Below are 15,628 nucleotides of genomic sequence, written 5' to 3'. Positions count from 1 at the left end.
GTCACCTGACATTTATTTCTATTGTACCATTAATGGAGGGCCCATAAAATCACAAATGATGAGGTTTGGCACTGTTTAACTCCTGAACGAGTTCTGCGTGCTGTTTGTCTGTCAGTTTGTACATGAAACCGATGATCAGCATGCCGCACAGTAGGATATAAAAGCAGCAGACCCTTTATCCCTATTAATGTGCCGGCTGTTTGGGAGACATTTGGGATGTAGCCGATTAAGCTCAGCCCAACACCGGAAAGAAAACCGGACAAAGATTGGGCAAGCTTTCTTGAGAAATTAAACAGCGAATAGGTGGTGGCTTCTTCCGCTCGCCCGTTTTCCATTCGCCGTAATCAATAATATCCGACACAAGCGCCCACGTGATGCCGTTCAGAATGCTGATGCCGATAAAAGCAATGCTCGCTAAAACCGTAAACACGTATACATTTGCCGGCAGACAGAAATTCACTGCATCAGCTGCCGCACTGACGGCAAAACCGATCATCACCGTTTGCTTTTTTCCAAACCGCTTGACAAGCTTAGGCAGAAACAGAACGCCTAAAAATGAAGAACCGATAATAATAAAACTCGTATAGGACATGAGCTGTGCGTCGTGAAGATTGTACTGTGCGAAATACACAAGCATTGCTGATTTAATGTAATATGCCGATATCGAAAAAATCGTCATGAAAACCACTGTCAATAAAGGTTTATTGCCGATAAAGCTTTTTAGAACCGACCCGGCAGACAGCTTTTCTTTCGGGGCTTCACGGACGGTGATTCTTTCTTTACAATTCCGATAGCAGATCATAAACCCTGCGATCCCGATGACGGCCATCATTCCCATGACGGCAGGGTAACCGATGTGTACGTTATCAAATTGAACGAGGATCGGTATAACGATGACACTCGTAATCAATAGCGCCCCAAGCGATCCGATCTGACGAAATGCGGAAAGCGCGGTTCTGTCCTCCGCATCCTGTGTGGGCGGCGCCAAGTGATCCGTACGAAATGTTGACGAATGAATAAGCGACACCCCAAAGCATGTAGGATGCATAAGCATAGACGAGCTTCCACGTGACTGACACATCCGGTGACACAAAAATCAATACGGTTAAGATCGCAAGAACAATACTTCCGAATAACAAGTACGGCCTGAACTTCCCCCTCGGCCCGATATGTTTTCTGTAATCGATAGCCGAGCCGACAATCGGATCAGTCACAGCCGCGAACAGCTTGCTGACTAAAAATATACTGCCGGCGAAGGCTGCCGGGATGCCTGCAACATCAGTGAAAAATTTCAGCAAATATATTTGTCCGAGGTCAAACATAAATCCGTTTCCGAAATCACCGAAACCGTAGGACACTTTTTCCTTCAGGCTCAGCTTAACTCCTTTCACCTCCGCGGGTGATGCTGTAACGACAGGCACATTATTCATACGTCACCTCTTTGGGTAAATTTTAAAAACGGAAATATTCCTGCGCATTCCGGTAGCAAATTCCCTCGACAATCCCCCCTAAAAGCTCCATATCATACGGCGCTTCCCCATTCTCTGTCCATGTGCCGATCAGGCTGCAGACAATCCGCCTGAAGTATTCATGGCGTGTATAGGATAAAAAACTTCTTGAGTCAGTCAGCATGCCGATAAAACGGCTGAAAAGCCCTGTGTTTGACAACGCTTGTATTTGTTGAAGCATTCCGTCCTTCGTATCATTAAACCACCATGCTGTCCCGAATTGAATTTTCCCCGGCGTTTTTCCATCCTGAAAGCTGTTCATCATGCTGGCAATAATATAGTTATCGTTAGGATTCAGTGAATATAAAATGGTTTTCGGCAATTGCTGTTTCATTTCTGCGGAGTTTAGAAGCTGTGCCAGAGGTTTTGCGATATGTTCATCATTTATCGAGTCATAACCTGTGTCAGGGCCGAGGGTGTTGAGCATTCCCGTATTTGTGTTTCTTAATGCGTTGATATGAAACTGCATCGCCCAGTCCAGTTCAGCGTAGAGGCCGCAAAGAAATTGCAGTGTCCATGTTAACTTCTTTTCGTCTTCAAAAGGCACGCGCCTTCCGCTTAATCCGGCTGCAAAAATGCCTGCCGCTTCATCTTCTGTCGTTTCGGCATATACCATTTGATCTAAGGCGTGATCAGACACCCTTCCAGCATGGAAAAAGCGCACACGTGATTCTAACGCTTCCAAAAACGTTTTATAGGAAGTGATGGAGATCCCCGCAGCTCCTCAAGCGCCTGAACCCACTCGGCAAAACCCGGCCGGCTGATCTCGAGCCCGGGCGGAACCCCGGTAAAACTTTCACGGGGAAATCGCTTTCTTTTATCAGGCTGTGATATTCAAGCGAATCAACAGGATCATCCGTTGTGCAAATGACTTTTACATTCGATTTTAAAATGAGGTCCCGTACGCCAAAACCTTCTTCTTGCAGCAAGTCATTCGTTTTTTTCCAAATGGAGGGGGCTGTTTTTTCATTCAGCACGTCATGAATGCCAAAGAAGCGCTGCAGCTCTAAATGAGTCCAGCTGTACAGCGGGTTTCCTATTGCCATCGGCACTGTTTTTGCCCAAGCCGTAAACTTCTCTTCATCTGAAGCGTTTCCGGTAAAGCAGCGTTCCTCAACGCCATTTGCCCTCATGATGCGCCACTTATAGTGATCACCGTAAAGCCATGCCTCCGTAATCGTGGCGAATGTTTTATTTTCATAGATTTCCTTAGGGCTTAAGTGACAGTGATAATCAATAATCGGCATTCCTTCCGCATGTTCTCGGTACAGTTTGACAGCGCTTTCATTATCCAGTAAAAAATCGTCACCCATAAAAGCTTTCATCATCTCATCCTTTCTTAAAATGTTAACGTTAACATTATGATTCTTTTTTATTTTAGCTTTCTCATTTTCATATATCAATCATTTTTGTTTAATTTTTCAAAATAATGAAACAGATTATATTCCGCAAAAAGAAAAAGACATTGCCGGCAGGCTCTAAATTCAGAGCGCCGGGCAATGCCTTTCAAACAATTAAAGGATTAGTAAGCGAGGCTGAATAACCCTTTAATATGTGATAAGTAACGTACGTTACTAGCTTCTTTCATTAAAGATGCAGGAAGGCCTTTCAGCGGAGTAGAGTTCGCTCCGATGATGGCAACAGCGTCTTTACGGCCGAGGCTTGCAAGCGTACCAGAGTTTACAGGCTTGAATGTTTCAAGCGTTTTTCCTTCTAAGTAAGCGAATAGATTGTAACCGATCAGCTCACCCATTTGCCAAGCGATTTGCGCTGTCGGCGGGTACGGACGGCCGTCCGGTGCGAAGTATACCGCACTGTCTCCGGCAACGAATACATCTTCATGAGAAGTGGACTGCAAGAAATCGTTAACTGTCGCGCGTCCGCGGTTCACTTCAAGACCTGATTCGCCGACTAATGGGTTTCCTTGTACGCCGCCTGTCCAGACAAACGTGTTAGCAACGACTTTTGATCCGTCTTTCAGATCAATTACGTTTCCTTCTACATTTGTAACAGGAAGACCTGTTAAGAACTCAACGCCGCGTTTTTCAAGGCTTGTTGTCGCGCGTTCGATAAGATCATCCGGAAGAACAGGAAGGATTTTCGGACCTGCCTCAACCAATTTCAGTTTGATTTCTTTCGGGTCTACGCCGTATTTTTTCGTAAGATTCGGCATGATGTCAGCAAGCTCACCGACAAGCTCAACGCCTGTTAAACCGCCGCCGCCGATAAGAATTGTTGCATCAGCTTCGTTTTTCGTTTTAGAGTACTCACGCACACGGTCTTCCACGTGATTGTAGATTTTATTGGCATCAGCCGCAGATTTCAGCACCATGCTGTTTTCTTCGAGGCCAGGGATGCCGAAATAAGCCGTAACTGAACCAAGACCGACAACAAGAGCGTCATATGTTAATTTAGAACCGTCATTAAGCGCCACTTCTTTCTTATCAACTGAGAAAGAGCTGACTTCCGCGATTTTAAGATCAACGTCCTTACCTTTTAAAAGTTTTTCAAGCGGCATAGCAACCGCTTGTTCAGACACGTTTCCGGCTGCAAGACGGTGCAATTCCGTAATGATTTGGTGAGTCGGGTATTTGTTCACAACAGTAACGCGTGCTTCATCTTTACTGTAATGTTTGCGAACGGTCAGAGCAGAAAGAATTCCGCCGTAACCAGCGCCTAAAATGACAATATGTTTTGACATCGTGTATCCTCCGTCCTTTATATCAATTTTTGCAGTAGTTGATTATTTTTGTTTTTCAGACATGATTTGCAGGTAGCTTTGAGCAAAACGGAAAAGCTTTTGCGCTTGCGGGTCTTTCAGCATTTTAAGCAGGCCGAAAATTCCGATCACTTCATTGCTTGCATCCGCGCGGTCTTTTGCTTCGATCGCAGTAGCAGCCACTTCTTTCGCTGTTTCTTTCACAGGCTCAAGAATTTCTGTAAGCGCACCCACTGTATCGCTCTTCAATACTTCGTCTGTCGCTACAGACTGTGCAAAGTCGTAAGACTTCGTTAAAATATTAACTAACTCAGTCAGTTTTGGAAGCTGATCTACTAAAGCAGTCAGTGATTCTTGAACTTCCGGTTTTAACAGCTGATCAATGAGATCGCGTTGGCCTTGGCTGACAGATTCATTTGTTTGATCGATTGTTTCTGGCATATCCGATTCTCCTTTACTATAAGCAGTATGCTGATTTTTTTGGAAAGGGTAGCCTTCCCCATTTCATGCAGAAAGCATGAAAAAACAGGATTGTGAATTCATGCACAATCATTTACAAAAATAAATGTTTACTACCCAGTTTTTCACTTTGCCATATTCAGTATTATTTTTATATCAACAAAAACAATTGAATAAGTCAAAATTCCTTTTTCCTCTCTGAAAATAGCAAACATAAAAAACCCCAATTTGATTTACTTCTACATGATAACACTTTTTGAACAAAATTTGAACGTGAATTGTTTCGTTTATGAAATTATTTATATGGAGGCAGTGTTATAACGTTTCTTTGACACTATTTTTTTACAGGCAATCCGCTTTTCTCCTGTCATTTGTCCCAAATCTCTAAAAGCGGCGCTCTATTTCCCGTAAAAGGGTCATGCTTCGGAAGCGGGACGCGGCTGATTTCTTTCGCCGTGCTTTCATTTTTTTCTGTTTTTATATCATACTCCCGGCCGCCGGGATAAGCGCCTATAACCGTAAAATCAGGACTTTCGGATATTCTTTTATGGCCGATTCCGGCGGGAATGACGGCAGCATCTCCCTCTTGAACGCTGATATCGGTTCCATTTTCGCCTCCGAATCTCAAAACGGCGCTTCCTTTTCTCACAACAAGAACTTCATGAGTTGTACTGTGAAAATGATGATAAGGAAATACGCCTCCCGTCCAGCTGTTTGACCAGTCATTTTGACGGAGGGTTGTCTCCGCTTTCTTTACCGTATCAGCTTTGAAGATCCCTTTATAAATCACAAGCGGGAGCTCGGGGTTGTTCGGGATGCGGCCGTCATCTTCAAAATAAAATGCTTGGATGTCCTGTTTCTGCATGGTATCACCTCCGTACTATTTTGTATTCCACATTTCTTCATCCGTTAAAACGCTATTTTCTGATATTCCATTGCGAAGCATTCCGGTGAATAGTATAGTATAAAAAATAATGTGTCAAAATGAGGGATTTTAGTGAAAGCAATTGTAATCGGAATTTTGTCATCTCTGTTTTTTGCAGTTACTTTTATTTTAAACAGGGCAATGGAGCTGTCAGGCGGGAGCTGGATGTGGAGCTCTTCCCTGCGCTTCATTTTTATGGTTCCGTTTTTATTTATGATTGTAGCGGCAAAAGGGAAGTGGGGGCCGCTTTGGCGTGAAATGCGGAGCAAGCCGTTTTTTTGGCTGAAGTGGAGCTTTATCGGTTTCGTGCTTTTTTACGCGCCGATTACCTTTGCGGCAGCTTTCGGACCCGGCTGGCTGATCGCCGGCACGTGGCAGATTACGATTGTCGCCGGAGTGCTGTTATCTCCCTTTTTCTATGAGAAAAAAGATTCATCCGCCGGCCCAATTCTTGTCAGGCAAAAGATTCCGCTTATCTCACTTGTTACTTCCGTCATTATTTTGATCGGAGCCGGGCTGATTCAGCTTCAGCATGCTGGCTCACTATCAGGCCGCACACTTTTATTCAGTGTTGTGCCAGTCGTGATTGCCGCTTTTGCCTATCCTCTCGGCAATCGCAAAATGCTTGAACAATTCGGAGGAAAACTCGATACGTTTCAGCGCGTGCTCGGTATGACGCTCGCAAGCCTTCCTTTCTGGCTGTTAATCGCAGCTTTCGGATGGCATTCAGACGGACTTCCGGCTCCGGGCCAGACGTTTCAATCCTTTATCGTCGCTGTCAGCTCAGGAATTATCGCGACCGTTTTATTTTTCCGGGCTACAGATATGGTAAGAAACGAGCCGCAAAAGCTCGCCGCTGTCGAAGCGACGCAGTCGGGCGAGGTTCTTTTCGCTCTGATTGGCGAAATCGTCTTTTTATCCGCAGCTTTCCCGTCACTTCTTTCTTTTGCCGGGTTATTCATTATTATTGCCGGGATGGTGATGCATACTTTCGCTTCCCATCAACCAAGCCCGAAAACGGCGGATAAACCGTCAGCAAATCTCACAAGATCATAATTTTTTAAAAGAGCCGTTCCAATACGGCTCTCTTACGAAAGGTGTAATACTCCATGAATGAAGAACACATTCCCGCAATTTCTTTTCAGTCAGTCAACAAAAGCTACGAACAAAACGATACCCGCTATGACGTACTGCGCGACGTAACCGGGCATATTCGGCAGGGCTCTATAACGGCAATCATAGGGCCGTCGGGTTCAGGGAAAAGCACGCTGCTGTCGATGTGCAACCTTATGAATTCACCGGATAAAGGCGAAGTGCTTGTATTCGGAAAAGAGGTAAGGAGCTGGGATATCAAAGAGCTCAGAAAAACGGCCGGGCTTGCTTTCCAGTCCGCTCCTATTATAGAGGGTACGGTTCGGGACAATCTCCTGCTCGCTGAGAAACTTCATCAGACACAGGTTTACACACCGGAAGAGCTTGCTGATTTTACAGATCTTCCTCACGAGCTGCTCGATCGAAACGCAAAAGAATTGTCAGGCGGGCAGCGGCAAAAGCTTTCATTAGCCAGAACCCTTGCGAATCCGCCGTCTATTTTGCTGCTTGATGAAATCACGTCCGCTTTAGACCCGGCGTCAGTCCTCGTGATTGAGAAACTTATTACAAGATGGCATCAGCAAAAAAAACTGACCGTCTTATGGATTACCCATAACCTTGAACAAGCCGAACGGATATCCGATACAATATGGTTTATGGCGGAAGGACGGCTTTTAGAAACTGCAGACACCAAAACGTTTTTTAAAGATCCGAAACACGAAGCGGCCAGAGCGCTTTTACAAGGGAGCGGCCGATAATATGGATTATCTTTCTCTTTTATTTACCAGTGTTTTTGTCATCATTGCTTTATTTTTATCTAAATCTTTTAAAGCCGGCGTAGAAAAGGATATGATCATCGCAACCGTGAGGGCGGTGATACAGCTTTTGATTATCGGCTATATCCTGTCGCTGATTTTTCACGGCGATCACCCGGTGTTTATCATGTTAATGGTGCTTCTCATGCTTACTGCCGCCTCGCAAAATGTCGTGAAACGAAAAAAAATGAGGATCGGCTCATTTTGGCGTGTTTTCCTGACGCTGGCTATCGTAGAAATTGTAACACAGGGAATTTTATTGGCGCTTCACATCATTCCTTTCACCTCACGATATGTCATCCCGATAAGCGGTATGGTGATCGGAAATTCTATGGTGCTGTCGAGCTTGTTTTTAAATCGGCTAGGGTCAGAGGCTGAAATGCGGAAAGAAGAGATTCAATTAATTCTTTCTCTCGGCGGAACACCTAAGCAGGCCATCCGGCACATTTTAACATCAAGTATGAAGCTCAGTATGATTCCGACGCTTGAAAGCCAGAAAACTTTAGGCCTCGTCCAGCTTCCCGGCATGATGACGGGACAGATTTTGGCCGGCGCAGACCCAATACAGGCGGTGCGCTTTCAATTGCTGATCGTTTTTACGACCATGGCCTCTGCCCTGCTGACATGCGTCATATTAAGCACTTTGACTTATCCTTCCCTTTTTACGGCTCACTGGCAGTTAAAAAAAATTCAATAGGAAAAGAGTAAGCTCTTTTCCTATTGAATAATGCATCAAGAGTTCAGAGATTCATAATAACGGGACAGTTCGATAATCATCGCCCCCATCCGCTCAATTTCCGGAGCAAGAAGCCTCGTTATTCCTTCATCGCGAATGGCTTCAGCGGTCACTTTTCCGACAGCCGCAGCCACGACGCGTTCTTCGAATGCTTGTTTTATTTCATTTGCCATCCCTATCTCTCTCGCATAATCAAAAAGGGAGCGCACTTGAATGGCTGTCGTAAAACACACCGCGTCAATCTCATGGTTCATCAGCTCCCGGCATAGCTTATCAACGGTTTCCCTTTCAGGCGGAATGTGCTGATAAGGCAGGACAGGGAAAACCCGCGCTCCCTTCCCCTCAAGAAATTCCGTTAACACAGGCGCTTTTTCGCCATGAAGCTGTATCATGATCTTTTGCCCTTTGAACTCAAAACGCTCCAGAGAACGGATCAGCCCTTTTGTTGTTCCGTCTTCATCTGAAGCTGACGGCGTCATGCCGAGTTTTTTCAGAGCGGCATATGTTTTATAGCCTCTGCAGCCTATTTTCGCTTCATGGACAGCTGCTAAAAATTCTTCCTTCAGACCGATTTTCTCAGATACTGACACTAACGTCTCCGTGCCGATTCCGGTTGTAAATATGACCCAGTCTGCTTTTTCTTTTATAAATCTCCGCAGATCGGGTTCAATTTGTTCTTCCGCCGGATATACGGTTCCTTGCAGGGAGCGGATAACTGCTGTGCCGCCTTGTTTTTCAATTAATGTGCTGATTTCTTCTGTTTTCCGCGAACCGCCGATTGCAATCCGCTTACCGTTCAACCCATTTCCCATCGCTGTTTTCCTCTTCCCTTCTGATGCCGGACAGCCGCTTGATTTTTCTGAAAACTGACCATCCGATTCTCTCTTTTCTCATCGATTTCTATTGATGATATCAATTATTGTTACGCAAACGTGAAGGAAAATCAAGACAGCCCCCGTTGAATCCCGCATGCGGTTGCTGTATGATTTAACCGGGCAGAACGAATAGATTTGCGGAGGGGTTTTCAATAATGGAAACGAAAAAAGAGTTTGAAACAAAAGGGTATGATACATCAGTGATTTATGAGTTTAACGAATATCCTGACGCGCATAGCGGACGCTGTGATAATTGTGACTATACGCTGTTTAAAAGCTCGGTGAAAGGCGGAAAGTTTTTGCGGGAATGCCGGAGATGCGGGATGAAGAAAAACATTTAACAAAGCAGGCAGCGGAATCAGTCCGCTGCCTGGTTACATATCAATTTTCCACAACTGCCTCTTTTATAAAATCTTCAATGGCGGCAGCAGCCTGTTTGGCGCCGCCGGTTTCTTCAATTTTCTGCTGCATGTTTTTCACCCGGCTGAGGATGTTTTTATCTTGATACACCTTCTGCACGTCCTTTTGCAATCGAGACACGCTGACCTCTTTCGGAGGCAGATGAACGCCGAGGCCCAGTTCATCTACGCGCGTGGCGGTTATCTCTTGTTCTTGCATTTGCGGAACCACAACGAGCGGAACGCCGGCATTCATCGCTTCCATCGTACTGTTCATCCCGCCGTGAGAAACGAACAGCTTTGCTTTTTCCAATACATCAAGCTGCGGGACGTGCTGGCGGATGATAAAGTGGTCAGGGACATCTGTAAAGCCCTCGGGATCGATTGATGTGCCGACTGACATGACGACACGCCAGTCTGAATCCCGAAAGGCATCAATACACATTTGATAAAATTCAGGCCATGCATTAAACGCCGTTCCGAGTGAAATGAGCATAAGCGGCCGGTCATCCGCTTCCTCCAGCTCCAAACTTCCTGTATTTGTACGTTCGCCAAGAGACGGACCCACAAAACAGAAGCTGTCATCAAAGGTTTCTTGTTTCGGCTGAAACGCCCTCGGCATAAAGACGATATTCAGTTTTTCAGGCTTAAAGAATTCTTCCATAGTCATATGTTTTACTTGTTCATTTTCGGCCTCTTCCTGAAATTCCTCTATCGCTTGTTTTGCCGCTTCAATTATATCTTTGTCTTTTTTTATTTGAAAATGCTCATTTATCCCATAACTCGGGCAGAATTTCACAGCCGGGATGCCAAATTTGTCAGCAAACAATCTTCCTGAAAGAGCGAGAAAATCAAAAAGAACGGCGTCCGGGAGGTCATCTTTGTACAGCTCTTCAAGCTGCGGGAGCACATCAGCCGCTTCTTTCAAAAACATTACAAAGGCATCGCTTTTATTAACCTGCTCTTTTATTGTCTTAGGGTCAGGCTTAATGCTTGTGCGGTATAAAACCGGGGTGGCGCCGGTTTTCAAAACGGCTTGTGCGAAGTCCTCCGTCGTAGCGTAAGTAACTCTGTGCCCCCGTTTGACAAGCTCCTCCGCTACCGGCAATGTGGGATTGACATGGCCGTGAGCGGCCACATTGATAATGGCAATGTGATTTTTTTTTATCATTCTCTTCTCCCCTATTTTAATTTGTTTCCGCTTCAAATGCTGTTAAGCCGTACATGACACTGTTTTGAATCGGCTCAACCCGGACGGGCTTCAGCTTGTGATATGTTTTTAAGAGCCCTTTCAGCGCGACCTCTGCTTCAAGCCTGGCAAGCGGCGCGCCTAAACAAAAATGAATGCCGAACCCAAAAGAAAGGTGCGGATTCGGTTGACGGCGGATATCAAAAACATCAGCATGCTCGAATTTCTTCTCATCACGATTTGCTGACGCAATATAACCAAGAACCATTTCCCCGCTCTTCAAGAGGCGGCCGCTCAGCTCGATATCGTGTTTGACCGTCCTCCGGACAAATGGAGCTGGAGCGCGAAAACGCAAGGTTTCTTCAATGACCTGCGGAATGAGCGAAGGGTCCTGTCTCAGCTCTTCGTAAAGGCCCGGAGTCTCTGCTATGCTGTACACCGCATTGGAGATGAGATTAGTCGTTGTTTCATTTCCCGCCATCAAAAGCAAGGTGCAAAACGGAATCAGGTCTTCTCCTGAAAGCTTCTCGCCTTCTTCTTCCGCTTTAATTAAAATGGAGATAATGTCCTGACCGGGCTGATTTCTTTTTTCTTCTATTATCCTTGCAAAAAATGAGGCCAGTTCCCGCTCACATTGATCCTGTTCTTGCTCATTCACTTTCGCCGCTTCAGGACTCTCATCTTTAGGCGTGCTGACAAGAATGTCCGACCATTCTTTAAATTGTTCCATATGCTCGGACGGAACACCCAATAACTCTGAAATGACGATGACCGGCAATGGATAAGATAAATCTTTAACAATATCAATGCTTCCCCTGCCCTGTGCCTGTTTCAGCAGGTCATCGGTGATTTGCTGAATTCTCGGCTCCCATTCCTTCAAAACCCGCGGAGTAAAAGCACGATTGACCACTGATCTGATACGGGTATGCTTTGGCGGATCCATATTCAAAATAGAATTGCCGATCGAACTGGTCATTTGAAGCCTGTGGCTGGAGAATGCCTCTTTATCACCAATGACTTTTTTTACATCATCGTACAAAAACACGCTCCAAACCTTGTTTTCTTCATCAAAATGAACGGGGTTTTCCCGTCTCATTTTTTCGTACCACGGAAAAGGGTCATATGCGTCTAGGCCGTTCTTTCCTTTCATCAGGGTTTTCTGGACGGCTTGTCTCGGATTCTTAAACTTACTCATGTTTTCTCACTCCCATTGTCATTATTGAACTTTGACGCCTTGATTTTTATCGTAGCACATCTTTTCAATTTTTTTCTATTCATAACCTTAACTATTAATATAACACAACAAAAGTCATAACATCGGGCGTGAAATTTATCCCAAGAAACCGTTCACAGCGCACAAAAAAACCCGAGCCTTCTTCAAGCTCGGGAATGTTCGTTACTTATTTGTATGGTGCTTTTGGTTTTCGGGAGGCTGCGTGTTTCTCTCCATAGCGCTTGTATCCCCGCCCATTCCCTTTAAAAAAGAAAACAGCAAAGTGACGGCCTTGTTGATGTCCGGGTCTCTCAAAGCGCGGACGATATCAAAATAACCTGTCTTCTTATCGTTGTCTTTTTCTTCAACAGCCTTTGTTACTCCCGCGTTGATTTTGACGATGAAAGGCTCAAGCTGTTTAACGTCAATCATGCCAAGCACGCCCGTCAGGAGCAGAGGTTTTTTAACGTATTGGCGGTTTCTGGCGTGTCAGCTTTTTTCACCATAATATCCATCACTTTGTCTCCCTGTCCGAAAAGCCCCCGGAGAAGCGCCAAAACGCCGCGCTCATTCATATGATGAAGAATGTGCAGGGATTCTAAAATAGCGTCCTTATTGTTTAAAAGGGCGGTCTCAATTTCTTCTAAATCCTGCCTGCGTTTCTCCTCGTCCGTTACGGTCTGTTTGCGAATGGTCTTGATTGCCTTAGCCATTTTGCTTTTTCCCCCTTTTTACCGCGTCTCCCGGAAACACATAATCCTTCCGCGCCCATTTCCGCTGAACTTGAACTCCGATCTGCGGCTGCGGGTTTCCGTAGCGGAAATTGATTTTCGGCAGCGGATTGATGCCTTCTTTTTTCAAGATTTCCATCTTGGCGGATGTTTCTTTATAAGCCGGTGTATCAGTATCCTTATCAGAATAGCTGCTCGTTAAAAGATTGACGGCCGCTTCATTCGAATCGTTCATCGGCAAATACACTTGCTTGCCTTTCACACGGTCTGTGATCAGGCATTTGACTTTCACATTCCCGTACGGCGATGTCAGACGGACGAGTGTTCCATCTTCGAGCCCTCTTTCTTCTGCCAATTCAGGCGATACTTCTAAAAACACACTCGGTGTTTTTTCAGAAATCCCTTTTGATTTATAAGTAAGGTTTCCTTCATGGAAATGCTCAAGCAGACGGCCGTTATTTACATGGATATCGTATTGTTCATCAAATTCCTTCGGCTCCGTCCACTGAACGGGATAGAGAATCGCCTTGCCGTCAGAAAACGGAAATTTGTCCGTAAATAAAAGCGGCGAATCAGTTCCGTCCGCCTCGACTGGCCATTGCAGCGACTTGTAGCCTTCAAGACGTTCATATGTGACTCCGGCATAAATCGGCGACAGCATCGCCGCTTCTTCCATGATGTCCGCGGGATGTTCGTAGTGCCAATTTGCGCCTAACCGATTTGCGACATCCATAATGATTTTCCAATCCGGTTTTGAATCGCCAAGCGGCTCAATCACTTCGTACAGGCGTTGCACCCGGCGTTCCGTATTTGTAAACGTTCCTTCTTTTTCAAGGCTCGGGCTTGCCGGAAGCACCACATCGGGGAACTCCGCCGTACGTGACAGAAAAATATCCTGCACAACGAAGAAATCAAGCTTTTCAAACGCAGCGTGGACGTGGTTAATATTAGAATCAACAAGCCCCATTTCTTCGCCTTTCAGATACATTGATTTCAGCTTTCCTGAATGGATGCCCTCGATCATTTCATGGTTTGTCATCCCGATTTCTTTCGGCAGATCTGTTCCCCAGCCCTGTTCGTATTTTTTGCGGGCCTTTTCGTCCGTTACTTTTTCATAACCCGGGAAGCTGTCCGGCATACTGCCGAAATCACTGGCCCCCTGCACGTTATTATGGCCGCGCAGCGGATAAGAGCCGGAACCCGGTTTTCCGTAGTTGCCGGTCACCAGAAGCAGATTAGAAGTAGCGGTGCTCGTATCACTGCCTCCGATATGCTGTGTGACACCCATCGCCCACAGTGCGCACACACTGCCGGCCTCATGAATCATATGGGCAATTTTAATCAATGTGTCTTTGGCAACGCCGGTATGTTTTTCAGCGTATTCCATTGTATACGGCTCGAGGCTCTTCACAAATTCGTCCAGCCCGTTGACCCGCTCACGCAAAAATTCCGTATCGGCCATATCATGATCAAGCAAGAATTTTGAAACGGCGTTGAGCCATACGATGTCAGATCCGGCGCGCGGCTGGAAGAACAGATCTGAACGCTCAGCCATTTCATGTTTTCTCAAATCAGCGACGATCATTTTTTGTCCGTGCAGCTTATGTGAACGTTTAATCCTTGTGGATAAGACAGGGTGCGATTCAGATGTATTGGAGCCGATAATCCCAGCTCTGCTTTTTCAATGTCTTTAATGGACCCTGAATCCCCGCCGTAGCCGACCGTTCTGAACAATCCGGCTGTCGCGGGAGACTGGCAGTAGCGTGAGCAGTTGTCGACATGATTGGTTCCGATAACAGCTCTTGCAAGCTTTTGCATTAAGTATGATTCTTCATTGGTGCACTTTGACGATGTAATAAAGGCAAGGGCGTCAGGGCCGAATGTTTCTTTGATATCGGTAAATTTATCAGCAATCAGCTCAAGTGCTTCCTCCCATTCCGCCTCCCGAAACGCATCGCCTTCCCGGATAAGCGGTTTAGTAAGACGCTTTTCACTATTGACAAAATCCCAGCCGAACTTCCCTTTGACACATGTCGAAATTCCGTTGGCAGGCGCCTCCGGCTGCGGTTCAACCTTTAAAATGTCTCTTCCTTTTGTCCATATATCAAAGCTGCAGCCGACACCGCAATACGTACACACTGTTTTCGTTTTTTTGATTCTTTCGTCACGCATGGCGGATTCCATGTCTGATATGGCAAGGATGGAGCCGTACCCGGTTTCAACGCCTTTTGTAAGGTCAATCATCGGCCGAAGCGTCTTTTCATTGATGCCTGTTAAATACCCCGCCTCGCCTTCCATCCCTTTTTCCATCATGGCATTGCACGGACAAACCGTTGAACAGTGCCCGCAAGACACACATGAAGATTCATTGATCGGCACATCGTTGTCCCAAATGACCCGCGGGCGTTTACGCTCCCAGTCTATCGTAAGGGTCTCGGTTACCTGTACGTCTTGACACGCTTCAACGCAGCGTCCGCATAAAATACACTGATCGGGATCATATCGGTAAAACGGATTGGATTCGTCTTTGTGATACGGCTTTTGATCAAACGGAATGCTTTGGTGGTTGATTCTCATTTCTTTCACCGTGTTATGTACTTCGCATCCCCCATTGTTGTAATCGCAAACCGTACAATATAGTTCATGGTTATATAAAATCTTGTCCATGCCGATAATTTGCGCTTTTTTCACATCTGACGAAAGTGTGTCAATTACATCTCCGTCCTTTATGTTCGCTGAGCAGGATCTCACCAATTCTCCGTTTACATTGACGATACAGATGTCACATGTCTCGATCGGGCCCAGGCTTGGATGATAGCATACTTGCGGCACTTCGATTGAGCTGTTGTTCAAAAGCTGCAGTACGGTTTGTCCGTCTGCCGCCTCCATCTCAACACCATTGATTGTTACCTTTTTTGTATCAGCCATTTTGATTTCCCCTTTCTGTACCCCTTTATACATCATCTAT

10 protein-coding genes and 4 pseudogenes are annotated in these 15,628 nt (G+C 45.7%); 4 read left to right on the top strand and 10 right to left on the bottom strand.

From position 1 onward, the window contains the following. Positions 1-29: 29 nt before the first annotated feature. The 5 genes and pseudogenes from AXI59_RS10425 to AXI59_RS10405 all read right to left on the bottom strand — a co-directional run bounded on the left by AXI59_RS10425 (position 30) and on the right by AXI59_RS10405 (position 5,551). Positions 30-1,322, bottom strand: a pseudogene (locus AXI59_RS10425) (glycoside-pentoside-hexuronide (GPH):cation symporter). Between the two features lie 130 nt (positions 1,323-1,452). Further along, positions 1,453-2,833, bottom strand: a pseudogene (gene uxaC, locus AXI59_RS10420) (glucuronate isomerase). Positions 2,834-3,030: 197 nt separating this feature from the next. After that, a complete protein-coding gene (locus tag AXI59_RS10415; RefSeq protein ID WP_061528137.1) occupies positions 3,031-4,209 on the bottom strand; it encodes an NAD(P)/FAD-dependent oxidoreductase in 1,179 nt (392 codons plus the stop codon). 42 nt (positions 4,210-4,251) lie between these two features. After that, a complete protein-coding gene (locus tag AXI59_RS10410; RefSeq protein ID WP_061523191.1) occupies positions 4,252-4,668 on the bottom strand; it encodes a helical membrane plugin domain-containing protein in 417 nt (138 codons plus the stop codon). 385 nt (positions 4,669-5,053) lie between these two features. Continuing rightward, complete coding sequence (locus AXI59_RS10405) at positions 5,054-5,551, bottom strand: cupin domain-containing protein (RefSeq protein WP_061528136.1); 498 nt, start codon at positions 5,549-5,551, stop codon at positions 5,054-5,056. Positions 5,552-5,683: 132 nt separating this feature from the next. Here AXI59_RS10405 and AXI59_RS10400 point away from each other — a divergent pair, with 132 nt between their 5' ends. From AXI59_RS10400 to AXI59_RS10390, 3 genes are read left to right on the top strand one after another with little or no spacing between them, the layout of a single operon-like run. After that, positions 5,684-6,667, top strand: a complete 984-nt coding sequence (locus AXI59_RS10400) for a DMT family transporter (RefSeq protein WP_061528135.1) — start codon at positions 5,684-5,686, stop codon at positions 6,665-6,667. Between the two features lie 53 nt (positions 6,668-6,720). Next, a complete protein-coding gene (locus tag AXI59_RS10395; protein ID WP_061528134.1) occupies positions 6,721-7,461 on the top strand; it encodes an ABC transporter ATP-binding protein in 741 nt (246 codons plus the stop codon). 1 nt (position 7,462) lies between these two features. Then, the gene (locus AXI59_RS10390; protein WP_061523195.1) at positions 7,463-8,215 is read left to right on the top strand and encodes an ABC transporter permease; all 753 of its coding nucleotides are present in this window, start codon (positions 7,463-7,465) and stop codon (positions 8,213-8,215) included. Between the two features lie 35 nt (positions 8,216-8,250). Here AXI59_RS10390 and AXI59_RS10385 read toward each other — a convergent pair whose 3' ends face one another. Beyond that, a complete protein-coding gene (locus tag AXI59_RS10385) occupies positions 8,251-9,066 on the bottom strand; it encodes a uroporphyrinogen-III synthase (RefSeq protein ID WP_061528133.1) in 816 nt (271 codons plus the stop codon). Between the two features lie 218 nt (positions 9,067-9,284). Here AXI59_RS10385 and AXI59_RS10380 point away from each other — a divergent pair, with 218 nt between their 5' ends. Beyond that, a complete protein-coding gene (locus tag AXI59_RS10380; RefSeq protein ID WP_053573476.1) occupies positions 9,285-9,470 on the top strand; it encodes a DUF8096 family protein in 186 nt (61 codons plus the stop codon). A 40-nt stretch (positions 9,471-9,510) separates the two neighbouring features. On the opposite strand, the gene AXI59_RS10375 is transcribed toward AXI59_RS10380, so the two are convergent. The 4 genes and pseudogenes from AXI59_RS10375 to fdhF all read right to left on the bottom strand — a co-directional run bounded on the left by AXI59_RS10375 (position 9,511) and on the right by fdhF (position 15,588). After that, complete coding sequence (locus tag AXI59_RS10375) at positions 9,511-10,695, bottom strand: macrolide family glycosyltransferase (RefSeq protein WP_061528158.1); 1,185 nt, start codon at positions 10,693-10,695, stop codon at positions 9,511-9,513. Positions 10,696-10,714: 19 nt separating this feature from the next. Further along, positions 10,715-11,911 carry a cytochrome P450 gene (locus tag AXI59_RS10370; RefSeq protein ID WP_061528132.1) on the bottom strand — a complete coding sequence of 399 codons (1,197 nt, stop codon included), beginning with the start codon at positions 11,909-11,911 and terminating at the stop codon, positions 10,715-10,717. Positions 11,912-12,112: 201 nt separating this feature from the next. After that, a pseudogene (locus AXI59_RS10365) lies at positions 12,113-12,642 on the bottom strand (helical membrane plugin domain-containing protein). After that, positions 12,635-15,588 (bottom strand): annotated as a pseudogene (gene fdhF / locus AXI59_RS10360) (formate dehydrogenase subunit alpha). Before fdhF ends, AXI59_RS10365 begins: the two co-directional pseudogenes overlap by 8 nt. Between the last annotated feature and the right edge of the window lie 40 nt (positions 15,589-15,628).

The organism is Bacillus nakamurai (assembly GCF_001584325.1).
Taxonomy (GTDB): Bacteria; Bacillota; Bacilli; order Bacillales; family Bacillaceae; genus Bacillus; species Bacillus nakamurai.
This window is presented reverse-complemented; position numbering and strand designations above follow the sequence as displayed.